General features: G+C 36.6%; 26 protein-coding genes and 1 pseudogene. 5 read left to right on the top strand and 22 right to left on the bottom strand.

The window, feature by feature from the left end:
• Positions 1–498 precede the first annotated feature (498 nt).
• From I6N90_RS07345 to I6N90_RS07365, 5 genes are all read right to left on the bottom strand, one after another.
• Positions 499–2,112, bottom strand: coding sequence for a hypothetical protein (locus I6N90_RS07345; RefSeq protein ID WP_197934897.1), 1,614 nt, complete (start codon positions 2,110–2,112; stop codon positions 499–501).
• 217 nt (positions 2,113–2,329) lie between these two features.
• A complete protein-coding gene (locus I6N90_RS07350; protein ID WP_197934898.1) occupies positions 2,330–3,319 on the bottom strand; it encodes a M23 family metallopeptidase in 990 nt (329 codons plus the stop codon).
• 610 nt (positions 3,320–3,929) lie between these two features.
• Positions 3,930–4,124: a hypothetical protein gene (locus I6N90_RS07355; protein WP_197934899.1), complete on the bottom strand. Its 195-nt coding sequence runs from the start codon at positions 4,122–4,124 to the stop codon at positions 3,930–3,932.
• A gap of 229 nt (positions 4,125–4,353) precedes the next feature.
• Positions 4,354–6,141 carry a sensor histidine kinase gene (locus tag I6N90_RS07360; RefSeq protein WP_197934900.1) on the bottom strand — a complete coding sequence of 596 codons (1,788 nt, stop codon included), beginning with the start codon at positions 6,139–6,141 and terminating at the stop codon, positions 4,354–4,356.
• The gene (locus I6N90_RS07365) at positions 6,138–6,821 is read right to left on the bottom strand and encodes a response regulator transcription factor (protein WP_197934901.1); all 684 of its coding nucleotides are present in this window, start codon (positions 6,819–6,821) and stop codon (positions 6,138–6,140) included. Before I6N90_RS07365 ends, I6N90_RS07360 begins: the two co-directional genes overlap by 4 nt.
• Before the next feature lie 109 nt (positions 6,822–6,930).
• On the opposite strand from I6N90_RS07365, the gene I6N90_RS07370 reads away from it, so the two are divergent.
• Positions 6,931–8,058: a DUF418 domain-containing protein gene (locus I6N90_RS07370; protein WP_197934902.1), complete on the top strand. Its 1,128-nt coding sequence runs from the start codon at positions 6,931–6,933 to the stop codon at positions 8,056–8,058.
• Between the two features lie 46 nt (positions 8,059–8,104).
• On the opposite strand, the gene I6N90_RS07375 is transcribed toward I6N90_RS07370, so the two are convergent.
• Entirely contained in the window at positions 8,105–9,532 is a 1,428-nt protein-coding gene (locus I6N90_RS07375) for an amidase family protein (RefSeq protein ID WP_332262423.1), read from the bottom strand.
• Between the two features lie 105 nt (positions 9,533–9,637).
• On the opposite strand from I6N90_RS07375, the gene I6N90_RS07380 reads away from it, so the two are divergent.
• A complete protein-coding gene (locus I6N90_RS07380; RefSeq protein ID WP_197934903.1) occupies positions 9,638–10,108 on the top strand; it encodes an NUDIX hydrolase in 471 nt (156 codons plus the stop codon).
• Positions 10,109–10,116: 8 nt separating this feature from the next.
• Here I6N90_RS07380 and I6N90_RS07385 read toward each other — a convergent pair whose 3' ends face one another.
• Positions 10,117–10,725 carry a zinc dependent phospholipase C family protein gene (locus I6N90_RS07385; RefSeq protein WP_197934904.1) on the bottom strand — a complete coding sequence of 203 codons (609 nt, stop codon included), beginning with the start codon at positions 10,723–10,725 and terminating at the stop codon, positions 10,117–10,119.
• A 167-nt stretch (positions 10,726–10,892) separates the two neighbouring features.
• Positions 10,893–11,519 (bottom strand): annotated as a pseudogene (locus tag I6N90_RS07390) (FMN-dependent NADH-azoreductase); the annotation flags it as partial.
• A gap of 252 nt (positions 11,520–11,771) precedes the next feature.
• Here I6N90_RS07390 and I6N90_RS07395 point away from each other — a divergent pair.
• The gene (locus tag I6N90_RS07395; RefSeq protein WP_197934906.1) at positions 11,772–12,482 is read left to right on the top strand and encodes a TioE family transcriptional regulator; all 711 of its coding nucleotides are present in this window, start codon (positions 11,772–11,774) and stop codon (positions 12,480–12,482) included.
• A gap of 31 nt (positions 12,483–12,513) precedes the next feature.
• Here I6N90_RS07395 and I6N90_RS07400 read toward each other — a convergent pair whose 3' ends face one another.
• The 5 genes from I6N90_RS07400 to I6N90_RS07420 form a co-directional block, all read right to left on the bottom strand.
• Positions 12,514–12,807 carry a His/Gly/Thr/Pro-type tRNA ligase C-terminal domain-containing protein gene (locus tag I6N90_RS07400; protein WP_442950946.1) on the bottom strand — a complete coding sequence of 98 codons (294 nt, stop codon included), beginning with the start codon at positions 12,805–12,807 and terminating at the stop codon, positions 12,514–12,516.
• 403 nt (positions 12,808–13,210) lie between these two features.
• On the bottom strand, positions 13,211–14,398 hold the full coding sequence (locus I6N90_RS07405) for an MFS transporter (RefSeq protein WP_232242746.1): 1,188 nt from the start codon (positions 14,396–14,398) through the stop codon (positions 13,211–13,213).
• A gap of 74 nt (positions 14,399–14,472) precedes the next feature.
• Entirely contained in the window at positions 14,473–14,751 is a 279-nt protein-coding gene (locus tag I6N90_RS07410) for a hypothetical protein (protein WP_197934907.1), read from the bottom strand.
• A 79-nt stretch (positions 14,752–14,830) separates the two neighbouring features.
• Positions 14,831–15,313: a DUF6376 family protein gene (locus I6N90_RS07415; protein WP_232242749.1), complete on the bottom strand. Its 483-nt coding sequence runs from the start codon at positions 15,311–15,313 to the stop codon at positions 14,831–14,833.
• 206 nt (positions 15,314–15,519) lie between these two features.
• The gene (locus tag I6N90_RS07420) at positions 15,520–16,656 is read right to left on the bottom strand and encodes a serine hydrolase domain-containing protein (protein ID WP_332262445.1); all 1,137 of its coding nucleotides are present in this window, start codon (positions 16,654–16,656) and stop codon (positions 15,520–15,522) included.
• A 261-nt stretch (positions 16,657–16,917) separates the two neighbouring features.
• Here I6N90_RS07420 and I6N90_RS07425 point away from each other — a divergent pair, with 261 nt between their 5' ends.
• Complete coding sequence (locus I6N90_RS07425; protein ID WP_197934910.1) at positions 16,918–17,280, top strand: c-type cytochrome; 363 nt, start codon at positions 16,918–16,920, stop codon at positions 17,278–17,280.
• A gap of 79 nt (positions 17,281–17,359) precedes the next feature.
• Here the strand turns inward: I6N90_RS07425 and I6N90_RS07430 are convergent, their stop codons facing one another.
• The 8 genes from I6N90_RS07430 to I6N90_RS07470 form a co-directional block, all read right to left on the bottom strand.
• Complete coding sequence (locus I6N90_RS07430) at positions 17,360–17,884, bottom strand: YfiT family bacillithiol transferase (protein ID WP_232242751.1); 525 nt, start codon at positions 17,882–17,884, stop codon at positions 17,360–17,362.
• Positions 17,885–17,956: 72 nt separating this feature from the next.
• On the bottom strand, positions 17,957–18,895 hold the full coding sequence (locus I6N90_RS07435) for a helix-turn-helix transcriptional regulator (protein WP_332262424.1): 939 nt from the start codon (positions 18,893–18,895) through the stop codon (positions 17,957–17,959).
• A gap of 98 nt (positions 18,896–18,993) precedes the next feature.
• Complete coding sequence (locus I6N90_RS07440) at positions 18,994–19,713, bottom strand: YebC/PmpR family DNA-binding transcriptional regulator (RefSeq protein WP_197934911.1); 720 nt, start codon at positions 19,711–19,713, stop codon at positions 18,994–18,996.
• Between the two features lie 318 nt (positions 19,714–20,031).
• Positions 20,032–20,694, bottom strand: coding sequence for a DNA alkylation repair protein (locus I6N90_RS07445; protein WP_197934912.1), 663 nt, complete (start codon positions 20,692–20,694; stop codon positions 20,032–20,034).
• Between the two features lie 44 nt (positions 20,695–20,738).
• Entirely contained in the window at positions 20,739–21,452 is a 714-nt protein-coding gene (locus I6N90_RS07450; RefSeq protein ID WP_442950947.1) for a class I SAM-dependent methyltransferase, read from the bottom strand.
• Between the two features lie 18 nt (positions 21,453–21,470).
• A complete protein-coding gene (locus tag I6N90_RS24680; RefSeq protein ID WP_232242755.1) occupies positions 21,471–22,442 on the bottom strand; it encodes a GNAT family N-acetyltransferase in 972 nt (323 codons plus the stop codon).
• A gap of 42 nt (positions 22,443–22,484) precedes the next feature.
• Positions 22,485–22,886 (bottom strand): hypothetical protein, encoded by a 402-nt coding sequence (locus I6N90_RS07465; RefSeq protein ID WP_197934914.1) that lies wholly within the window; start codon positions 22,884–22,886, stop codon positions 22,485–22,487.
• 208 nt (positions 22,887–23,094) lie between these two features.
• On the bottom strand, positions 23,095–23,631 hold the full coding sequence (locus I6N90_RS07470) for a GNAT family N-acetyltransferase (protein WP_232242760.1): 537 nt from the start codon (positions 23,629–23,631) through the stop codon (positions 23,095–23,097).
• Between the two features lie 467 nt (positions 23,632–24,098).
• Between I6N90_RS07470 and I6N90_RS07475 the strand changes: the two genes are divergently transcribed.
• Entirely contained in the window at positions 24,099–24,485 is a 387-nt protein-coding gene (locus I6N90_RS07475) for a helix-turn-helix transcriptional regulator (RefSeq protein WP_197934915.1), read from the top strand.
• Between the two features lie 196 nt (positions 24,486–24,681).
• Here I6N90_RS07475 and I6N90_RS07480 read toward each other — a convergent pair whose 3' ends face one another.
• Positions 24,682–25,092 carry a VOC family protein gene (locus I6N90_RS07480; protein ID WP_197934916.1) on the bottom strand — a complete coding sequence of 137 codons (411 nt, stop codon included), beginning with the start codon at positions 25,090–25,092 and terminating at the stop codon, positions 24,682–24,684.
• Between the last annotated feature and the right edge of the window lie 10 nt (positions 25,093–25,102).

A 25,102-nucleotide genomic window follows, 5' to 3' on the forward strand; every position in this document is an offset into this window, starting at 1 on the left:
GGTAATGTGAAAGTACGATCGATTTCGATAACATCCACATTTCATGTAAGCCCTTTCAGTAAGCGATTGCAAAAAACGATCTAGTAAAAATATCTGCATTAATATCTTATCCATAAATAGGAAAGTGAGCAATAAACATCCGGGCACTGTTTTGACTAAATATGCTCATACTTTAGGAGGAATTTTAAAAATAGAAAATTAAGTAAATTGTCATAGTACTAGCTGAAGTACATACCAAAGTACCACTTCTACTCTTTTTTGCATTTTCAAATACATTCTATTAGTAATATCGTTTTCAATAGTAATGTATGGAGTAAAGTATTAAATATGTTACCATTCCACCATTATTCTTATTACATAGTCTCAAAAAAGACAAGCTCCTCCCACTAAAATTAGGAATGCTTGTCAGTGTTTAAACGGATGATAAATGATAATACACTTTCCACGAAAAGCAGAGAGATATTATTTATTTAGCATACTATCTCTCTTAAAGGTATATTACTGATCAGGAAATTTAAATGATTGTTCCAACTCAGTAGATAGATTCGATAGGTCGATTGTATGATTAAACTCGTCTCCTAGAAACTTGATTTTGGAATCAAACAAAGAGATATTTTGATCTGCAAAATAGTTGGCTAATTTTTTTGTTTCAGTATCGTTCGAGGAAAATTTATCAACAAATAGTTCAACATAGGTCTCACGCTTAACTTGAGGATCTTTACCACTCCATTCATACCAGATATCATTTATTTTCCGTTGAGTCTCAAAGATGCTATCCAATGCAGTTTTATATTTATTGTCAGATTTTTTTATAGATTGATTCCAGCTTCCATTTAAATCTTGGTTATATATGTCCATCCATTTCATTACAGAAGCTCGATCATCCTTTAAATAACTCAACATTATTACATGATTCCTCATATCGTCCATCTCAATCTCTTTATTATTCTCATCAAGAAGAACAGTGCCTCCATTGCCATATATATCGCTTCTACTCAAATAACTACTATATTCCAAAGCATCAATTTGTTCTTGATTGATTTTTTTAATGATATCGTTACTGATTATCTCAGTTTTGTCCTGTACATTATACAATCGATACTTAGATCCACCAAATCCATATAAATTATAAGATACATACAATTCTAACGTTCCATTCAACGTATGATTTCCGGTAGCAAAAACAGTAATTCTCGCTCCTTGGTTATTGAATGGTTCAATCAAACCGATTTCTTCTGCTTTTATATAACCTTGACGCTTAATTAAATAGTCACTTCCAAATATGTCTAAATCATTTGATAGTGAATGATTTGAATGGTGTTTTTTATCAGATAAATCGCGAGGGACATAATAGTTAACAAGATAATAACCATTACCTGATTCGGTCAATTCCACATTTGCTCCAAAGCTTATACGGTCAATAATTTCGGATAAATCCTTATTACTATAGATTGGAGAATACGTATTGCGTACATAACCGATTTTTCGTAAGGGATGCGCATGTGAGTTCCATAAACTCTCTTGTTCAGACAACATAGGTAAGATTACAGTTGGGGTAAGCGATTCATTCAGCGGAGTATTTATCTGCTCCAATTGTTCATGTGGATTGAAAGATCCTAGGGAAAAAATTATGGAATGATCTTGTCCTAAAGTAGTTCCATCTGTAGACATAAGTTCCTTGGGTAAATAAAGTGAGCTAAACAACATCGGGTTCACATAAGGTTTGCTTTTATCAAAGCCATTGTAACCAATTTCAATAGACGTACCAGAAATCCTATATTGATCAAAATTAGTACCAATGGGTAGTGAAGTAATGGTGGATAACACAGGTACAGGTGAACCTGATTGTATATAATATAAATTCATTTCATTTTTATTAGAAAGTTCTTTGTTGAATTTAATCGTTATTTTATAGTTATCCTCTGATTTTTCTGGAAGGTAAGTATATTTCACTCCTGCAATCTCATTTACAATTCCATTGCAATAATATGGAAGAATAACCTCTTGAATGGTCAGCTTACTATTTGAAGTAGTGGTGCACCCCGAGATTAATAATAAGAATACAATAAGTGCTATAAACGTATTTAACTTCTTTATGCATGATATGTTCACTGATTTTCCTCCGATAGTATATGTTAATTGTTGTATTACTCATGTTACACAAAGCGCCACATTAAGGCGACGCTTTGTATAACAACTGATGCCATCAGTGTTTAACAATTATTCCTGGCAACTTGATTTAGCAACTTTGATATTCCATATATATGAATACCATTTCATGCAATCACACTAAAAGATTAGTTTCCTATCAACAGCACTATGTTCACATTTATTGCATCACAAGTTCAAAACTTTTATTCGCTGGTGGAGGTGTACTTAATCTATCATGGTAAGGTCTGTAGGCTTTATACAACGTACCGTCCCATCTATTTTCCTGTGCTTCGATATAAAACTTGATAGTAGTCCCTGCAGAAAAACCGCTAAAAGTATAAGAGAAATTATTTCCGCTTTTCACCATACTTGCACTAGAAAATGCTCCTGCCGACGCTGCGTTTTTGTAGAATATCTTAACTCTGCTAGCAGGAACATCATGAGCAGTTCCATTATCAAGGGATACAGCATTGAATGTAACTGTATTTCCTGATTTCCCTGTGTAATTAATAAAACTTGTGTTGGTTCCCCAGGTGCCTTTTTGCCAATAGAAAACAGCAGGAGCATATCTGTAGGATCCTATTCCTGAGTTAGTTGGTGTTCTGAATTCTAAATGTAAATGTATAGCCGTACTACCAGCTCCTAATCCAGTTGCTCCGCTTTTTCCAACTTTAGCAGTTTGGGGAGTTGTGTAAGTTGTTGTTGTAGTGAGACTTCTAGAGGCCAAATGTGCATAAACACTTTGGAAATAGTATGATTTACCAGAACTACTGTCGAGGTGTTCATGTTGAATGACTACGTATTCACCAAATCCATTACCAATATCGGGACTGCTAATAATTACTTTTCCATTTTTGTATACAGAAAATACATCTCTTCCTGTAGTGCTATTAATTTTCGAATGTAGATCTACTCCAGCATGAACTCTCTGAATTCCATTTTCTTTTCGGGGTTGATTAAATTGTGAGTTAATAGCTACAAGATCCTCTGAACCTGAACCAATGTTGCCTACTCTTAAAGGAGAAGCAGCACTAATTGAAGTTTCATTAAGTGGATAAAAGCCACTAACAACTTGATTTGTCTCACTCAATTCTTGTGCTGCATTTGCTGGAAATTGGAATAGCATGCTTAAACTAATGATACTACCAATAATAAGTGATTTTTTCATATAACGATGTCCTCCCATACTGAATTAGAATATTTTTAATAAAATAAATGAACAAAAGTGATTCTTTTAAGAAAGTGTTCTACTAGTAATATGTCAATAAATATAGTGTCGATAATTAAGACAAGAACTAACTGGATGTTTCTTTGATTGGTATTTTTACAAGATTTTTGGGGTGTTGGGACATAGACAGTGGGCTTTAGAGACTTAAAATCTCAGACAGAGGACACAAGGTTATTTTTAATAAACCACCCCCAAAATTGAATAAAATTGGATATTTATTAAATAGATGATAGTGTATATATAACAAGTGTGTCTATATGACACAAGTACCATATTTCCATATTTTAATATATTATATATAAATAGGAATTCGTGTTTTGAATCATAATCATAGAGAATTAGAACTATAAATCCTCACATCTTCTACTGGCTTAGTCACTTAATACCCATTCGCAATAGACTAGCTGATGAAATTAATTAATCGTAACGTGTCAGCATAAAAGAAAAAAAAGAACTCTCAATGTTTTGAGAGTTCTTTTTTTAGTGAAAATGAATGTAAATTTGATAGGATATTTCTTAATCTATGTATGCAGTACTAAAAGGAAGGCAATTAATTTTCCGATTTCTTAATTTTATTTTTAAATCCAATACCGATTAGAACAGCACCGACGCTTATCAACCCAATATTCCCATATGTGAATGGGATCGTTGACATAAGTTCTTCCAAAATAAATCTATCTTGAAAGATTCCAAATACTCCGAACACTAAGATGATAACGCCTACTATACCTATGATCGTCTTCATACAAAACATCTCCCCGATTTGTTATATGTAATAAATATATCCGACATGATTTAATATAGCTCGATTATATCACGTCACCATATCGTGTGAAATTGTTATATCGAAACAGCGGCAGACTTTGACTTATAAAAAGTCTTAGTCTACCGCTGCTTTTATTGATGATACATGATAAGAAATCAAATATTAGAAGCAAAATGGTTAGTTTTGTTGCTATAATTTACACTACTTGTTACTTACTTCGCTCAAGCGTAAAGTAAAAGATCACACCCTGCTTGGTATTCGTGACACCATAATTGCTTCCATGCAACTCTAAGATATGTTTTGTAATGGCGAGTCCAAGCCCAGTTCCACCCATTAACTTGTTTCTTGATCGATCCCCTCGGTAGAAACGATCCCAAATCCAAAGTAATTGATCTTCTGGAATGGATTCTCCACTATTTTCAATTTCCAGCTGAACTTGGGGATGTTTACTACTATTTTGTTCGGGTTCTAACTCACTGAGTCTAATTATAATGCTACTATCAACAATTGCATGACGTATGGCGTTCATTACAATATTTAGGATAACTTGTTCAATTCGAATCCGATCTGCAAAAACGAAATGAACATCATCATTTTGAAAAATGATACGTATCTGCTTTTCTTCTAGGTGATTTGTTAATTTCTCGATGATTTCATTTATGAGTATTTGCACATCAATAATTTCTGGAGTGATACGAATTGAATAAGATTCGAACTTAGATAACTCAAGCATATCTTGCACTAATGTGTCCATTTTGGTCGTTTCATCCAAAATAAGTTCAATATATCGTGCTCGTTTATGTGCAGCAACATCATCTTGCAGTCCTTCCGCAAAACCTTTTATAATGCTCAGCGGAGTCTTTAGCTCATGTGAGGCGTTTGCTATAAACTCTTTCTGAAGTTGTTCGATTTCTTGCTTACGCGCCATATCTTTAATTAATTGTCCATTCGCTAAGTTCAATTCATCCAACGTATTTTGCAAGTTTGAAGATAAGCTGTTTAAGCTCCGAGCAAGACTTCCTAATTCGTCTCGACGTTCAACCTTTAGTTTCTTAGAAAAATCCAATTTCGCCATTAGCGAAGCTACACGATTCATTTCGAGAACCGGTTGCGCTACCGTTTTGGAGAAAAACAATGATAATAATACGATAAGGAGGGCACCCCCGATACCGATGTAACTGTAAAACAATTTAATGGAGTTATATAACTCTTTAACTTCTTGTAGAGAAGATACCGTGAATACAAGTGAATCTAATTTTCCTTCGAGAATAACCGGCTGAATAATAATTACGTTACGAAGCCCGCTCCAAGTCTCTGTCCATTCAATCTCAACAACTTTCCCTCGTCGTAATTCCGTCAAAAAGGTAGGTGATAACGGAAACCAATAATCAACCGCATCGGACAATATACCTTCACGAATCGAGGAGTTTTGAGAGTCTGGAAACTCGATATTAACAACTTCCCCACTTATTGTTTGGTCAAGAATTGAAATATCTGCTTCCACAATATAACTGCTCATTATTTTCAAAGACTCCATCTCGATTAAAAAGGGATCAAGTCCCTTTCCGTACCCTTCGTCCAAAAGGATTCCTCTTACCGTTATTTCATCACCGATTCCGACCTTTTCTTTTATGAGTTTGGTCTGATCGTAGAAACTGAATAAAGGTATTTTTTCAATCATTTCTTCAGTAGTACGTATGTCGATTCGGAAGGGACTTTTATGAATGATGTCGCCATTTGGACTTATGAAAGCAACCTGCGCTTGATTTTTTTTAATAAATGCAGCTGATTCTTTGTGCACTCTCCATTCATCCCAGTTTTCGTCAACATATTGCTGAGTAAACTTTTCAAAGTTGAGTTTAAGGCTGTTCACTTTCTGATTTTCATAAAAATCTTCGAAGAATAAGAGCTGGCTTGCAGTTAGCAGTACATAAAACACGACAAAAAATGTAGCGGTTAACCCAAATAGTTTCAAGGTTACTCCGTATCGTCTCATAAATTAACCTCTAACTTATACCCAACTCCTTTAACAGTCACGATATGCTGTGCTTCAGTAGCAAGTTTAGCTCGTAACTTCTTAATATGCGTATCAACTACTCGATCATCTCCGATGTAATCAAAACCCCAAACATGATTCAGCAGTGCTTCACGTTTCATTACAATTCCTTTGTTTCGAACTAAACAACAAAGCAATTCAAATTCTTTGGGAGCCAATTCGATTTTCACTCCACATATCTCGACGTTTCTTGCTTGCTTATTGATGACAACATGACCAAATGACACGATATGATGCTCTAGCCCCACCGTTCCGTAGGCACGTTTCATAAGCATCGACGCACGCGCGATAAGAACTTTAGGGCTAAACGGTTTTGTTACAAAATCGTCGGCACCAAGCTCAAAGCCCATCAACTTGTCTTCATCGTCACTTCTTGCCGTTACTATTATGATCGGAATGGAGGACTGTTTCCGAATCAATCGGCAAACACTCCATCCATCCATTTCTGGCATTGAAATATCAAGAACGACCAAATCAATTTTTGCTTCTTGAAACCGCTCCATTGCTTCTTTACCATGCTTCGCCGCATAAACCGTCCATCTATCTCGTTCGAAATAATCAGTCATAATTTCTGTAATTCTACACTCGTCCTCTACCAACAATACTGAATAGCTCGTCATAGTTTCTCCTCTGTGTTTTTTATGTGTCCATATAACTGATATTCGAACACATAAATTACATTTCTCGAAGTTATTCTTACTCTTACCTACATAAATGGAGAGTGAGACAATGGTTTATAATCGTATAGAATTGTTTGATGGGATGAGAGGGTTCGCCTTACTAGGCATATTGCTTGTCCATATTACTGCATTTCAGCACAGCTTCGGTTACGAACCTAACGAGGATGCCCCATTAATAGATATCATCACTATTCGATTTGTACAAATTGTTGCGGAAGGAAGCTTTATTTCATTATTCGCCCTCATGTTCGGTATAGGGGTTATGTTATTAAAACGTAGTTTAGAGAAAAAAGGTATTAATCCTTACCCGATATTTTCTCGACGGTTTTTATTTCTATTTGGAGTTGGTATCGTGCATGGTGTCGTGTTATGGGAAGGTGATATTTTGTTATCATATAGTCTCGCAGCGATTTTCTTATTATTGTTTTTCATGCGATGCAAACCAATAACATGTTTAATCTGGGGTATCACATTGATGATAGGTCCACCTTTTATCTCCATTCCACTAAGGTTTTTCGGCCACATAGAAAGTTCCTACATTAATGCTATGGACATCGTTTATTTATTTTTACCATACTCAAAGTTCGTCATATTGCTAGATTATTTTTACCATTGGGCGGATGCGTTACCCATTTTTCTTATTGGAATGTATCTCTTTCAAACTACTCTATTTACGAATGCTAGAAGCAAACAAAAACGTAATCGCAATATTTCCTTAGCGTTACTTGTACTTGGATTCACTCTTAAAGCGTTGCATTATGTAGCGAAATACCCGATTGGGGAAGATATGCTTGTTATATCTCAATTTCTAGTAACGTTAGGCTACGTGTATGGAATCACTTTTCTTTATACAACAGTTGTTGGTAAGAGATTGTTTCTACCATTCGAATATATAGGTAAAATGTCCATGACGAATTATGTAGCGCATACAGTTACTTTTACTTTAATTTTTATACCCGCTGGATATTTGTTTGAAGGAATTGGCCTAATCGAAAAAATACATATTTCCTATGGCCCGATAGTCGCAGTAGTTACTATCTTCCTACAAGTATTAATTAGCAAATGGTGGTTATCCAAATTTACTGCTGGTCCTATCGAATGGGTATGGCGTCTATGGACTTACTGGAAATGGACACCGATCACAAAGCGAGACTTATCGCAGGTTGTTAACAGCTGAACAGTCTACGTTTAAAATGATAGGTCCCCATTATTTGTATAAATATTTATAAGGCAGGTGGCTTCCTAAACGTAGTTGATTGCTCATAATTATAGGCCAGTGACAACAATGTCCCCTCTGAAAATGGTTTACCCATAAATACCAAGCTTTCAGGTTGCTCGCAATTAACTCCTGCTGGAACGGTTATACTGGGATAACCTGCAACTGGACATAGACTTAAAATCTCAGTTGTCATAATCGCGTCTAAGTTCCATACGTTAAACGTTTTGTCTAGCCCTAATGTTCTTGTGCTAAGAAGATTTTTTTCGCGAGTATTTAAGTAGACTTCCTCAGTCAATGTACCTGAAGTTGCGTCGACCAACTCTAACAACTTTTGACCATATTTTAGACATGTTTCTGGATGGTCTTTATTAAAGGCAATAATGTCACTAAGCGTGCTCATTTTTGTATGACCTCTAACAGTAGAGAGATAATGATTCATTCCTGCCTTCATTTCATAAATAGAAACAGTAAAGTAATCATCTGGTGTAAAATCGAGATGTACATTTATTATTTCTGCGCCAAGATTTTTAAGTTTTATTACTGCATCACTTATGACTTGTTGCTCTTCATTGCTAAGTAATTCATTTCGTTGTGTACATATGCCAATTCGTTTCCCTGAAATACTGTTTTTTGTAGCTTCAAAATAAGATGTTTCTGGAAAATACGTTGTCTTCCAAGTTGCATCATCATTCTCATCGAACCCAGCAATAGCATCTAACATTATTGCAGCATCCTCTACCGTACGAGCAATTGGTCCAGCAGTATCTTGACTATTCGAAATAGGAATGATACCTTCTCTGCTAACTAAACCTACCGTAGGTTTAATACCTACAACGAAATTATTTCTTGATGGAACAATGATGGAGCCGTTTGTTTCAGTGCCGATTGACCCCATCGCAAAATTTGCAGCTACCGCAACTGCAGAACCTGAACTTGATCCGCCGGGAGTAAGCAACTTGTTGTATGGATTGATTACATGTCCACCTCTTGAGCTATACCCATCAGGGATGTCATTGGCGAAGAAATGAGCAAATTCACACATATTACTTTTTGCAAAAACAATAGCTCCGCTCTCTCTTAGCTTACGTATAATATAAGCATCATTCGGAGCATACAAGTCAGCTAATGCAAGTGAACCAGCACTTGTTCGCATCTTGTCACCTGTGTTTATATTGTCTTTAATGATAATTGGCACACCATGTAACAATCCTCGGGAACCTTTACTTTTACGCTCCAAATCGAGCGACTCAGCTATATGAATGGCATCGGCATTTAATTCTAATATAGAGTTAAGTGCCGGACCTTTGCGATCATAGTTAGCAATACGTTTGATATACTTTTTTGTTAGCTCTACGGAGGTTACTGTTCCTTCATCGAGTAATTTCGCCAATTGTACAATAGTAAGTTCGATGATACTATTCGTAATATTCACTCCTCTTTGTATAAATGTCCGAAATAATTATTAATTGTATGTAATAATTGGAATAGTGTACTTTTATATTATCATACATTAATGTACAGAAAGTAGGGATATGAATTGAGTCAAAATGGAATTGTACTCATAGTAAGTGTAGCCATCATTAAAGATGATAAAGTGTTGTTTATTAAGGAAAACAAACCTTATGCTCAGCGTAAATGGAATTTTCCAGCCGGTCGTATTGAACTAGGCGAGGCGATACTTGAGGCTGCCTATAGGGAAGTAAAAGAAGAAACAGGATATGAAGTAGCTCTAACAGGGACAACTGGCATTTATAATTTCATCAGTAGTTTAAATAACCATTGTGTGTTATTCCATTTTACAGCCGAGATTACTGGTGGTTCATTACTATTAGAAGAAGGAATTATTGATAGCAACTGGATTAAGATAACGGACCTTCCGCACTTGGATGAAACAGAACTTAGAGACGGGAAAGTCTTGAAGCAGATCATTCAAAATATTACAGATGATAATATCCATCCATTGACCATTTTTAATGATGTTATGTTTAACACTGAAGTTAATAGGTAAAAAATACGCTATTGTAATAATGGTTTTACATGCAAAACCCCCTGCTCGACTGAAGTCTCTATATACCCAATTATCTGATCAAACGTATATAGGTTAAGTGTTTCAGTAGTAATGTCTTTATCGTTCTCCATATCGCCTAATACGCTAGGAATGAATTGTTCAACATCTTTGGACGTAACTTCTTCTAAATCTAACACTGTTGGCGCATAAATTAGCATCCTTTTTATTTCATCTGCAAAACCATAATAGTTTAACAATTTTCCATTCAGCAATCGAAAATCATTGTGATGTAAAGTATGTATTTCTCTATTTGCTTCCATTCTATTTTTGAGCCAAGGAAGATAAAAACCTTTCACCCATATATCATCGGCAATAAGATGAGTGAAATATCCGAGTATATAATGACTATCTATGTGCGTTCTATATTTATGTAAAAATCCGTTAAAATCTAAATGTCTTGAAAGATCTTTACTATTGCCTGCAAAAAAATGCGAGATGTCTTTTGTGGGAACAGCATCGGGAGCAATATTACCGAGTAAAAATAAAGTTTTATTCTCTATCGACATATATTGGGCAATTTTATTTGCAATAATCAAGTGCATCAACCGTGACCCCATATATTCTACATCCTTTATAAAATAGTTTTATTATGCGAGTTTATCATATGTACATTCTGATTTGACCGAATTACATTCAACTATCAGTTAATTATCATTTATAATTGACAATACAAAAAGAAGAGGTGACATCATCGTCATCTCTTCTTCTATTTTTGAACGTTATTTTAGAAACTAGCAGCTACTCCAGCTACTTCTGCCAAACCTTTTGCAATGATGTCAGCAGATTGATCTTTAAATTGGTTATGACCTTCGATAATAACCTCTTCAGCGTTAACTCCGAATAAACCAAATGCTGCTTTAACTGGTTTGATTGTTGATTCAATAGATGCCATTGGCTCAACAGAATAAACGCCACCACGTGCATTTAGCAATACGACCTTCTTATCACCCACAAGACCTACTGGACCTTCAGCAGTATACTTAAACGTTTTACCAGCTTGAGCAATGTAAGACATGTAAGTTGTTAGTGGAGCGGGTGCAACAAAGTTCCATAGCGGGAATGCAATAACGATTTTATCTGCTGCAAGGAATTGATCCAAATAACGATTAGCAATATCTGCTGCCTTCTGCTCTGCATCTGTTAATGGGTAACCTTGAGCTAGTTTATATAGACCTGTAATAGCGTCGTTTCCGTAATATGGAAGCTCTACATTGAATAGATCAAGCTCTGTTATCTCGTCAGATCCATTTGCTTCTTTATAAGTGCTAAGGAATGTTTCATACATTTGTACACTTACCGCTTGGTCGGCAGGACGATCATTAACTTTAATAAACAGTACGTTAGCCATGCTGTAATCTCTCCCTTGATATCTCTTTTTAGTTTGACAATTAACAGAAAAAGGATGGTTTGTTAGATTAAACTAACTGTGCTTTGTAAAAGCACATTAACACCAAAAAAAATATGCAACTGTCTAAAGCACATTATAGGGGTGTTTATATGAAAATTCAAGCGGTATTTTTTATAACATCGTTATAACTGGCATTGCTTACAATAAACGTATTTGGTATAGTGGGAATCTACTTTCATTGGAGGTGGAACGATTATGCGGTTATATAAACCAATTGAGATTGCTCGGGAGCTTGGAATAAGTACGAGCGCGCTACGACATTATGAATCTTGGGGTGTTGTTCCCGCACCTGAACGTGCGTCTAATGGTTATCGCCTATATACAGAAGTCCATGCTGCTTACTTTCGTTGTCTTCGAAAAATGGCTTCAGGTTACGGTATCGCAATCACATGCGAAGTACTTCGTCATATTCAAAACGCCGATATGGATGCTGCTTTTTGGCTTGTAAAGGAACAACAGGCTCAGCTTCAACAAGAAAAATCTATAACGGATCAGACTTTATCGTTGCTTCAACAACCCTCACTACAGCTAACTGTTAATAAGAAGTCTAAAAACCAAATGTCCATTGGTGAAGTTGCTACTTTTACTGGTGTACAGACATCAGCTATTCGTCATTGGGAAAAAGAAGGTCTTCTCACTCCTAATCGGGATCCAGAAAACGGATATAGAGTGTTCACTCCCACTCATGTTAGACAAATTTTACTAATACGAACTCTTCGTAGAACGGTATATTTTTTAGATAATATGAAAGAAATCGTACATGCAGTCGAACATCAAGATCTGGAGAAAGCTAAAGAAGTGACGGAGCAAGCTTTGGTAAGTATTCATGAACGTAATCGTGAACAATTTTACGGTGCCCATCAATTAGTGGAGCTATGTAAAACGGTCGGTTTAGTTGTAACATGAGGCTGCACGAATGGCAGCCCCATGTAACGATTTAGTGTGCGGATTTTAGTTCAATTTCTATTCGTATTTGATCAATAAACGATTGTAATTGTTTCGATCCTACATCGCCTTCTCCCCGCTTACGAACGGATATCGTTCCATTTGTCCGTTCACTTTCTCCAAGGACAACCATATAGGGTACTTTTGAAAGCTGCGCTTCACGAATTTTGTATCCTAACTTCTCATATCGAGCGTCAACGTCTACTCTAAATCCTTCTGAGCAAAGCGCTTGCTTTACTTCGAGAGCATAATATAAGTCTACATCTGAAACCGGTAATATTTTCACTTGAACTGGCGACAGCCAAGTTGGAAATTATCCACTATAATGCTCTGTTAATATCCCCATAAATCTCTCCATTGAGCCATATAAGCACGCATCCCGCAAAGGGAGCTTGTAAACTCGTGGTTCCACCCTAATTCTGGCCTCATAATAAAATCAAGGCCCTTATTAGTATCCTGTAACGGGGATCAATCGGTGACGATTACTACCACTTGCTACGAGCAGGCGGATTCCACGTCACAGCTACAAAGGGGTAACTTCTAACTTCATCACTGAAGGAGCAGGAGCTTGCAGCAATCGCACCTCTCTCTGTGCAGGTTGAATGTTGGAGTCATGTCTTTGATCTTCGCTTAGTAGTATTGCATGGACTGAATTATAAATCCGTTTGGAATAATATACCAATACAATATTATACAGTTGTCTCCACTTGTTTTTGAGGTTTAAAGATAAATCCTAATAAAGCAAACAGCAGAAACGCGCATCCCAAAAAGATGAATATACTGTAAGGTGATATATACTTGATGCCAAATCCGCCAAGTGTTGGTCCCAAGATACTACCAATACTGAAGTGAATCGAAGTAAGAATATTGGCTGCTGGCAATATTGGACGTGGTAAAATATCGGCTGCATACGCTAGTCCCAAAGAATAGAACGATCCTACCACACCACCAGAAATAATGAACAATACAAACAGAAGTGGCACATTGTCTTGTGCGACTGGAATCATACAAAACGTTATCGATCCGATAATACCGCATGCTATTAATATCGGCTTTCGTCCAATACGATCGCTCCATATGCCAAGCGGCAGTTGCAGTATTAAGCTGCCAATTCCAAATGAGACTAGCAATAATGATATCCATTGTTGGCCTAGATCAATTCGCATGCCATATAACGGGAAGTTACTGTTCATAGATGCTTCCATCAGACCAAAGAGGAAACCTGGAATAAGGACAAACCACGCGATCCGATACGTTTTTACGTAACGATTTTCTGCTGAAGCACCGCTTGAAGGTTTTTCAGGAAACTCATTTTTCATTCTAAGTACGAGTAATAGAACAGTGAGGAAAAACGTACCCGATACAAAAAATGGAGCAAACTTGCCAAAGTGCAATAAATTTATCCCAAGTGGTCCTAAGCTGAAACCAAGACCATAGGACATTCCATATAGGGATATAAATCTACCCCGTCGATCGGCAGGACTTGAACTCACTATCCAAAGTTGAGTCGCGTAATGCAAAGCACTATCGCCAACTCCGACTAGCAGTCTTAAAATAAACCAAATTGTAAGTGATTCGGTAAATGGAAATAATACATTTGAGAAGGTTACAAGTGAGATCCCCACAATTATAACTTTTTTGTATCCAAAACGTCTTACTGGTCTCTCGATGAAAAACATCGTACAAAAAATACCGATATACATTGCAGCTGAGTTAATGCCGTTAAGATCCGAAGAAACGCCTCGTTCTTCTAGCATAATAGATAGTAGTGGTAGTAAAAGTCCTTGACTTAAACCTGCTACAACAACAACAAGCAATAAAGTGATTAAACGAACGCGACTAGTTAGTGTCGATGATGTTATTCCTTGCGCTAACAAACTTGGTGCACTCTCCTTGAGTTTCAAAAACTCTTGATGTTATCCTACACGCATGTGTTTGGATTCTGGGTTGATTAAGTAAGATCTCTAAATGATTGTATGAATGCTGTTGTATCACCTTGCAAGGTGTACGAGAATACACCTTGTTTTGTATGCAAATAAAGTATTCCTTCATCTCCTCCCATTTGTCGGAACGAAAGATCATGTACGTCCTCTATTTCAAATTCACGATGTGCAGTTACAATTTTGTTAGCATACAGATACATGATCCGATCATCTCTGATCGTCTTCATCTCTAGCCCATTTAGTTTTCTTTCGACTTTGTAATAGGGTTGTACAGCGATCCAGTTCATTCACAAACCTCCTTATTTTTACACATAAAAAAGGAGCGAACGCATCGCTCCATTTACTCGTTTAACGGTACATGTCGGATTATTGTGGCGTTAACTGGTTGACCTGAGACAACAGCTCATTGATTTTATTTACAGACTCTGGAATTCCAGTTGATTCGAATGCTGCTCTTCCTTGTTCAATATTGGTTAAAGCTTTATCAATGCCACTTTGCAACGTCTCATTGTATTGCACAATTGATTGATGTATTTCAGTTGCATAATCTGGAACGGTTATGCCAGCATAAGATGTTACTTGTTCTTTTAAGTCCACCAATTGTTGCTTCAGATCGGTACGTGCAGTAGCATCTGTTAAGGCTTGTTCAGCTAAAGTTGTCATTTCAGTTCCAAAACTAGTGAGCGATTGCATGTAAGCAGTTGTTTCAGTTGTGAAATTAACTGTTTGCTGAGCACTATCCAATATTCCGCATCCTGGTAATACAAACAGTGCCATTGCTAACAATATCGTTATCCCTTTAAGTTTCATTCCGAATCCATCCCCTTCGTATTGTCGTTCGTTTATCATTTCTATAGGTACGTCTTATTGTTGTACCCATAAATTATACTACGGAAACGGAAAAAACTGGTTTCATCGGTGTTTTTATTGCTTGAATGCAATCATTACATTATATATCTTCATGTTCACCGTTTCAATCGGAAGAAATAGGTCAATAAGAAAAATCCCCGAACTATAGTAGCCCAGGGAAATGGATTATTAGTTAGCCACATTAATTACTTCAAACTCGACCAAATGATTTGTTTCGTTCCAAGCACGGAAAGCGGAACCCATGAATAAATGGAAGGTACAAAAAAGGTTACGACCAAATCTTCAACAGGATCTACGAAAATAGCTGAACGTCCCGCACCCTCCATCTGATATGTTCCAATGGACTCGTAAGACAAATGATCGATAGCAAGGTCAATTCCAAGAGCGTGACCTTTGTCTTTAATTTTGCCACCCCAATGATATGCTGGTACGTTAAATAAATGTCGTTTAGTAAGTAGTTCAACTGATTTTCTTCCTAAAATGCGTTCTCCTTCGAAGGTTCCGCCATTCAGTAACATTTGGCCAACTTTCCAGAGATCGAACAATGTTGAATATAGACCACTGTCAGATTTCGGCGGGCGTACATCCCCTTCAACCGTTTCTTTATTTAAATGGTCAATGTCATATTGCACTACGGCAAGTACTTCGGAGTGAAGATTTTGTGGAACTTGGAAAAATGATCGCTTTAAGTTTAATGGTGTAATGATGTTTTCGATTACATAATCTTCGTATGAAATACCTGAAACTCGGTTTATAATTTCTCCTAATAATGCAAATCCCATCGTTGAATAGTTGTAGGCTTCTCCTGGCTGGCAAACAAGTGTGCCAGTTAATACTTTACGAATCCAATCGTCTGTACCATGAGCGCCCCACCATTGACGAGGATACGGTTCATTGAAGTAACCATTTACAGGCATAATTCCCGACGTATGAGTCAGTAGATTAAATATAGTTATGTTTTGGTGGGTAGGGTTATCAAATTCGCTTAGGATAGTCGCCACAGGTTGATCGATGAATAACTTCCCATCTTCAATTAACTTGACTATACTAATTGCGGTAAACATTTTGGTAATGGAGGAGAGATTTCGAATCGAATCCGGTGCAAGTTCGCCTTCTTGTGTAACACCATTCAGTACACCCATAGATCTCGAAGCTACGATTTTTCCATGCCTGGAGACGAGATAACTAGCACCTTGAATTTTCTCTTGTTTCACCAATTGTTCAAAATGTTTGTCTAGCTTGTTCAGTTGACTGGAATCCATACCAACATCTTCTGGTGTTGCATCAAGTGGACCTTCAATGACTCGCCAATTCGTAATCACTTCGTTCAACCTATTCCCCTACCTTTCATGTATCTAGAAATATATTCTAATTGATGGTAAGGATTGGTGTCTAGGTAGAAAATTATTTAAAGTAGATTTATGTAATAAATCAATGTTTACTATCATTTCGGTCACAAAGTGCTAACAATCGTTCTCTCCCAATAGCTCGATCGGGTCATACGGCTGACGTGTTTTTACCGATATAATGAGAGATAATAATTGCTACAGCGTACTTTAAATTCACAGGGAAGGAGTTTTATTATGTTTAAATGGATGATGGCTATTATTGCCGGATTAGCGAGCCTATTAGCTATTTATCTCCTCATGTTTCAGCTACCACCGAAAGAAGTGAAAGTGCCTGATACAACAGAGATAACGATTCCTCAAACCACTGTAGATATTGCTAAGGCGGAATCGGTCTACAAAAGTAATTGTATGAGTTGTCATGGTAATGAATATCAGGGAACAATGGGGCCGGCTCTTAAGCAAGTAGGTTCAAAGATGAGTCGTGAAGCTATTTACAAAAAGATTGTTAATGGCGGCGGTGGAATGCCTGGATTCGAAGGACGTATTGAGGAACAAGACATCATTAATATTACGAATTGGCTTGTGGACTTTAAATAAATCACTAAGCATGCAAAAAGTTAGAGGCTATTTCCAATTGATTTATTGGAATAGCCTCTTTCTATGAGCGGTGAAGATGTTACCAGCCCATACGTTCCTTTAATGATGTTATATGTGCAAGATGATGCCTGCCATGCCATGAATATATACCGAGATTCGTACATAATGAAACAACTTCTTTTGATTCCGGATGGAAGAAAGTTCGATTAAATTGTTCTTCAGTCATCATTGATAGTAACGTAGCCCATCTGCGATGCAGCACCTCGAGCAACTGTATTGACGTTTCAATTGGCTCGTCAAAAGTATCGGACAGTTCCGCCCAACGATCTTCGTAATATGGCCTTATCGAAGGATTTTCTTCGGTCAATGCAAGCTTAAAGCGTATGTAACTATTCATGTGACTGTCCGCAACATGATGAACCACTTGCTTAATATTCCAACCACCTTCGCGGTATGGTGTAAGTAACTGTTCTTCCGTTAACCCATCAGTTGCTTCTTTTAGTTGCTTTGGTAGTTTTGCAATATGCTTTATCCATACTTGCCGCTGCTCATTATCAATTACTCCAGAATGCTCAAAAGTGCCTATCGGAAATCGAAGATCCATCGTATCAATCCCTCCTTGTTATAATGAACAATTATAACTTACCTATAGTTTTTTATTAAGATTGAAAACAGATTATTTTGGTTTGTAACGAAGGGATAATTGAGATGCTTGTTCAAATAATTCGGATTTAAGCTCAGGAGGATCAATAACTTCAGCGTCAAGGCCAAGTGTGAAGAAAAAGGATACTGCCCATTCCCACTCTGAAATTGGACAATCAAATTTAAGTTGCCATTCATTTTCGTCTATATGTTTCACAAATTGTCCTACGTGATGATCCTGTTCGGCAAATAGCGAACCACGATAAGTCAACTTTGCTTTAATAGGTATCGTTTCGTCTGATTGCTTTTCTATAGCAACGGATTCCACAACTGTCGATTTTTCTTGCTCAGGTTTGGCCGACCTCTCTAAATAATTGAATCGATCTACTCGGAAAGTACGCATTTCATTATGCTGAAGTGAATATGCTTCACAATACCAAAAGCCATGTGCTGTATAAACTCGTTTTGGCTGCATGTTTATCCATTGCTCATGACGTTCGGAGCGATAATGAACTCGAATCCACGATGATTCCGATGTATAAGCAAATAGCTCTTCTAGCAATGGAGTCTCATGAGATCTAATTGGAACATCCATCTCTACATGTTTTAACATTGGTTCGACTCTCTCTAGTAGACTTGAAGGAAGTGAAGCTCTAATCTTGTCCATTACAGTCCATCGTGCTTGTTTGAATGGGGTGTCCTTTAACTTTGTTAACGTGTTCAGAGCGAACAACATCGTTAGCGCTTCTTTCGTGTCAAATTGTAGTGGCGGTAACTGGTATCCCTCCATCATTCTATAACCACCGGCTGGTCCTGTTATCGCATATAGTGGGATGCCTATCTCTGACAGTGCTTGCATATCACGAAATATCGTTCGTGTAGAAACTTCCAGTTTGCTCGCTAGTGATTGTGCTGTTTCCGATCTTTGCTGCAATGCTATTATGATCGCCATGAGCCTGTCAGATCTTTTCACTTGAATGACCTCCTTTACTATGAGAGTTTAAGTTGTATTTATTGGATTGCAGTGAAAAAGCCGCGATTCATTATCGCGGCTTTTTCTATGTGTACGTACTAGTCTTCTAACTCTACATTGTGGAACACCTGTTGAACATCTTCAAGATCTTCAAGTGCATCAATCAGTTTATCGAATTGGACTTGTCCATCTGCAGGTAAAGAAATGTAGTTTTGTGCAAGCATCGTAAGTTCAGCAACCGTAAACTGATCAACGCCAACCTTTTTGAATGCTTCTTGTACGGCATGGAATTGATCTGGAGCGGCATAGACGATAACGGAATCTTCTTCTTCAAGAATATCGCGAACGTCAACATCAGCTTCAATCATAATTTCCATTACTTCGTCTACTGTTTTTCCTGTTAGTCCAAATACAGCTGTAGATTCGAACATATATGCAACGGAGCCGGATACACCCATGCTTCCGCCGTTTTTGTTAAATGCTGAACGTACTTCAGGTGCAGTACGGTTTACGTTATTCGTCAAGGTATCAACGATAACCATTGAACCATTTGGACCAAAACCTTCATATCGAAGCTCCTGGTAATTATCGTCGCCGCTTCCTTTAGCTTTATCTAAGGCACGGTCGATAATCGCTCTTGGTACGTTATACGTTTTGGCACGCTCAAGTACAACTTTCAAGGCACGATTGGACTCTGGATCTGGCTCGCCTTTTTTGGCTGCTACATAAATTTCAACACCGAATTTTGCATAAATTCGACTTGTATTAGCATCTTTGTTTGCTTTCTTATCTTTAATATTGTTCCATTTACGTCCCATGCTGATCCCACTTTCTTCTTCATTCATTTATTCACTAACTATTATAACGATTTTTTGTGTGTTTGGACAGGCTTCTCATGCTCTCTAATCGTTTTATTACTCTTTTTTCTCCCTAAAGTTTCCTTATAGCTCCCATAAAGCGCAGCAATAATACTGATTACTAAAGCAAATAAATATGTATGGTCTGTTATTATTACTCTAAAAAGTATCATTGTTTTTACTAAAAAGAAAAGCGGTATTAGATTGCAAACTAACACAGCTGCAAATAAAAAATATTCTTGTTTTTTGCTGATTCGGTGAACGTTACGCCTACCTTCTCTACTTTTCTTGTTGTAAGCGAATGATTCGTAAAGCTTCTCTTTTACTTAACGGTTTTAGCTCATTTGCATCAACAAATGCAATGACTGATTTTGGATTACATTTACCATACTCCCTTAATGCCCAACCAATGGCTTTCTGATGGAAAAACTCCTTGGAATGAGCGTGTCTGCAAATACAATCGTATAGCAGATATTCGTCCGTATCTTGTTTGTAATGTAATTGATGAAGGATTGCAGTACGGTTTAGCCACATATTATCGGACTCTGTCCACTTCTCAACATATTCCTTGCGAGCTTCAGGGTACGCCTTGAAAATAGTTCCAGCAATATGCGCTGCTATTCCATCAACAGAATCCCACCACGATTTAGTTGTAATCAAATACTCAATCATAGGAAGGTCGACAGGAGTTAATTTCTTCTTGATAAGAACCAACATATCTACCGCGACAGATTGCAATTCTCGCTCAGGTAACTCCCATAATAAAGGAATCCATTCTTTCTGAAACGGGTGATTCTTCAGAAATGCTTTCATGTGTGCTCTTCGTTCTGGTGTTTTGATGCCAAGATGAACAAAAAGATTTTTCATATAAGCGTCCATTTTCACTGCATTTTCTCGATTTCCATGTAATCGAAGTGTTTCAACTAATAACTCAATACTCATCAGGTTCCTCCTGGAATGATCGGCTATATTGTTTAATCAATTTTTTATTGAAGCTTTCTAACGACATATGTAATGCAATCCGAAGTAAGTAACACAGGCACATGTTGACGTTCTATTTCGAAAGAAAGAGGTTTTACAAGTCTGCTTAGTACTTCCCAGCCACTATAATGATAATCTAAGATTGCAAACGTTCGTTCAGTGGAGAGAAGAATTTCGAACATAGGATCAATTTGAATATCTGCTTCTATAATGCTTTCCCTAATATTGGAAGCGATGATGATGCAATTAATGCCATTAATCTTTGTGCCTACTACCATCTCTTTAAGCTTATTTTCTAGTGCATCTTCTGAACTTAAATGCTCTAGTGCTGAAACAGCGACAATAAGGTTATGTGTTAGAGGAGGAATAAAATAAGATTCAATATCCGAATGAACAATTTCAATATAATCCTGAACGCCAAATTGTATACAATATTGATGTAGTCCATTTACTGCGGATTCTAAAAGATCCACTCCGATCACTTTCCCGGAGTGTGATTTCAAAAACTCGGCAATCGGAATCGTATTTCTCCCAACACCACAACCCAAATCCAATATACTAAAGGTTTCGTATGGATGGAGTTTTGGTAAAAGATCCATAACCGTTTTAACTGGTTTATTCATCCAAGAACCTGGTTCGAATAATATATTTTGTTCGTAACAATTATCATGATACGATTTTTCTTCGTTTCGAATATGTGAGATGCGATCCACTAGCATTCCTCCACTCTACTTCGATTATTTCTCTAAGTACACCAAACTCAATTGATCATGAATTGGTTTTGTTGATACGATTTTGTAACCCAGTCTTGTGTAGAACTGAATATTTTTATTGCTTTTGCTACCTGTATATAGGGAATACTTCGAACTTTGTTTGAAAGCTAATTCGATCCCTTCCAATAATCGTCTGCCTATCCCCTTATTCTGAAAGTTCGGATGTACAATTAGTTTGCCAATATGGCATATGTCCTCTATAGATCGAGCTCTAACGGAACCGACGATTGTACCATCATTGGCAACTGCTTTTAGAAAAATAAAATGCTGAAATTGTTCATGTACAGATTCAATTGATTGGACAAGCGGCTCAATGGAAAAGTCATTATATATTTCCGCTTCACTAATGTAGGCTAACTTTTGAAGAGCGAGAATTTGTTCTGAATCTGATACGTTAGCTTCTTTTATCATAGGGTGTATATCAGTCATTTCGAGTTTTAGGTCGGTATTAGCTTTAACATTACTTAACACGACAGACTCGTCTATTTGCCGAATAGGTATGTCCCAATAGTGTCTTAATAGTCGTTCCTTCTCCTGCATAGTTACGAGGTTAAATCCATACCTTTCATAAAAACGGATAGCCCAACTAGCAGTTGCCCAAGTTCCTATCAGAATAGGCTTTTCTGTTTGTTGTAAAATATGCTCTATTAGCAGACTACCAATACCATTGCTTCTATTTGTTGTTCGAACATAGGCATGACGGATTAGGCTAACATCACCCTTATCCTGTAATCCCATCACACCGATCAGCCGGTCTTCTCCATCCAAATAACCCCAAAAAACTACTCCGTTTCTCATCTCCGACTCTACTTCTAAGAGACTCATGTAAGGATCATGATAACGATCTTCGGGAATGACCCCTTTATATGCAATTGCTGCATCGTTAATAATCGCAGTGATAATCGATGCTTCTGATGGGTGGCATAATCTAATCAATAGTAAACACTCCTGTTTTAAGAAATTGAATTTATATTTCTATTACATATCCGTATCGCCTGTTAATTTCAGCAATGATAATATACCGAAATTAATGAGCGAATTAAAGCTTGCCACTAAGTAAAAAATGATAGAATCATCAGTGAATAATTCATCTTTTTCTCCACTTATAAGTAGAACTGCAGCTACTATAAATATAGGAATGATGAAATGGAGAGCAAGCTTTATGGCGATATGTTTAGATGTTTTTTTCTTGAAGTAATGATTAAGTACTAATGCAGTAGGCATCACTAGAAAAGTCACACCAAGTAAACTAATTAGAAAAAAAACGAGGAAATCTGCCATCTCTTTACCTGAGATAAACAAAGTAATGATCGTTGAACTAATTAAAGCTGTAGCCAATATCGTTACTGTAATTGTGATTATTTTGTTTGCATTTTTCAATAGATAGCCTCCCCAAAATATATATATATTTGTGAAATCATACTTCTAAAAGAACTATTGCAAGTATGCGTGCTATTCAAGTGTATTTTACCACAAGTTTACATATACGAGTTTGAGAAAATTATTCCACAATAAATAAAAACACCATTTTATACATCAAAAAAGCCCTCTCCTAAGTAATTAGACGAGGACTTATAATCTACTATTTCTACATATTTATCGTGATCCAATAATTGCATACACCATCTTTAATTCTAGCTAACTCACCATTACTTGCTTCAATTACCTTTCGTGAAGGAGTGTTTTCTTCATTAACCGTTAATAGTATTTTATTAATGTCTTTTTCAACTGCTTTGGCAACCAGTTCTTTTAAAGCTAGTTTCCCATATCCCTTTTTACGTTCAGAAGGGCGAATCGCATAGCCAATATGACCTCCGTGCTCAAGCAACCTTTCATTGAGGTGATGTCTTAGCTTACCATAACCTACAGGTTGTTCGTCTACAAAAAACCAATATAAGGTTTGAGGGACAAACCCTTCACCTAAATTAATTCCCTGTGATATCTCGATATTTCTATGTAACTTTTGATAAAACATTTCGAGGTCGTCAGATAATAAACTGTTTACAAAACCATTTTCCCCTTCGCCCATCTCTTGAATCATAAGAAAGATATCTTCGTTTTCTACACGGTTTATTGCTCTTAGCGTTAATGTCATCATTATCACCTCATTGTTAGTCTTATCCATTAGTTAACCACATTAACATCTGCCAATACAATACATAATTGATCCTCAACGAAACCGATATGTAGAAGAAATATATCCTTCTTCCCTTAATTAGATCCATCCCAGCATACTCTAGCAATGTATAATTTGGGTTCTAATAGCTATCATATCCGACTATAAAAAACCTCTATTTAGTATAAAAAGGGTACAGCAATATTAAGCAGCTATTAATATTCGATGTGCTAGCCTCTATTTCCTCTTTATTCCATTTGTTTTGAATGATTTTATATTTCTTACCTTTTTTTAAAAATTTCTAAGTGCGATATAGTTTGCTTTTAATATGAAGTAACTAGATACGAATAGAAAGTGGCAACAGATAGATTTAAATGTTGAAAAGCGAACATATTGCGGACGATCATGTAGTGCGTTATACTTGTTTAAAGTAGGCTTCATGGAAAATATGTGCATTTTATAGGAGAGTGAAAGACATGGCTAGAAACCAGTCGCCCCTTGAGAAAGAAGAATCGCTTGGTAATGTAGTAAAAGTCCAACAAGTCATTGATTTTTTTGTTCTTTCTGAACTGAATTCATATGGTCGACGCTACCAGGGGCAACTTGAGGAGTCCATTATAAAGAGTCTAAGCAATGTTGGTGTCGCTAAAGGATACTTAACGAAACGTCTCCAAAAACTCTCAGCCGAAGGCTACGTTATTAGACAATGGGAAGATGATGATCGATATAATCGTTATTACGAAATATCTGATTCTGGTTTGGATTATTTTAAAAACATGATGATCGATCTTCCTACTCGAGTCAAACTTGCACAAAAAGTCTATAAACAATTTGAACAATACATTGAAAAAAATGGACTTTGATATTGATAGAAGAACTTAAATTACATATACCAGGATCTACAAAGACGCTTACCGTCTTACTTTGAAGATGACAACAGGTGGCAAATGTAAAAAGAATATACTATCCCATCCAAAGATAATAGCGACAGTCATGGCTAAAAAACAGAGCTGTCGCTGTATTATTACGCTAATTTACTCTTTATTGTTACATTTTCGCTTAAAAGCTACAAACACCCATATGATGACCATTCAGTTCTATAAAGTTAAAATACTTAAGATTTCCTTCATCTACTATTGGATCTACAGTAACTCCTTTTTCAATAAGCAAAAGATGTGCTCTTTCAATATCTGTTGTGTAAAAGTTCATAAAAGGATGTTTTATACCATTTTTAATAAAACAAAGTGGATTAAAATCTTCCGATTCAACTAAAGTTATCATCGCATGACCTAGCATAGCATTTGCTGATTTGCCCGCTTCAATTTCATTTGAAACATTAAGTGCAACATACCCTGCTTCTTCTTTCCATACAAACGAACATCCGAATACGTCTATGTACCATTTCGTTGACTCATTTAGACTTGATACGGGAATGAAGTTACAATCAATTCTTTGGAATATGTTAATCACAATAACCACT

The sequence above is a fragment of the Paenibacillus sp. GSMTC-2017 genome (genome assembly GCF_016019935.1).
GTDB lineage: Bacteria > Bacillota > Bacilli > Paenibacillales > Paenibacillaceae > Pristimantibacillus.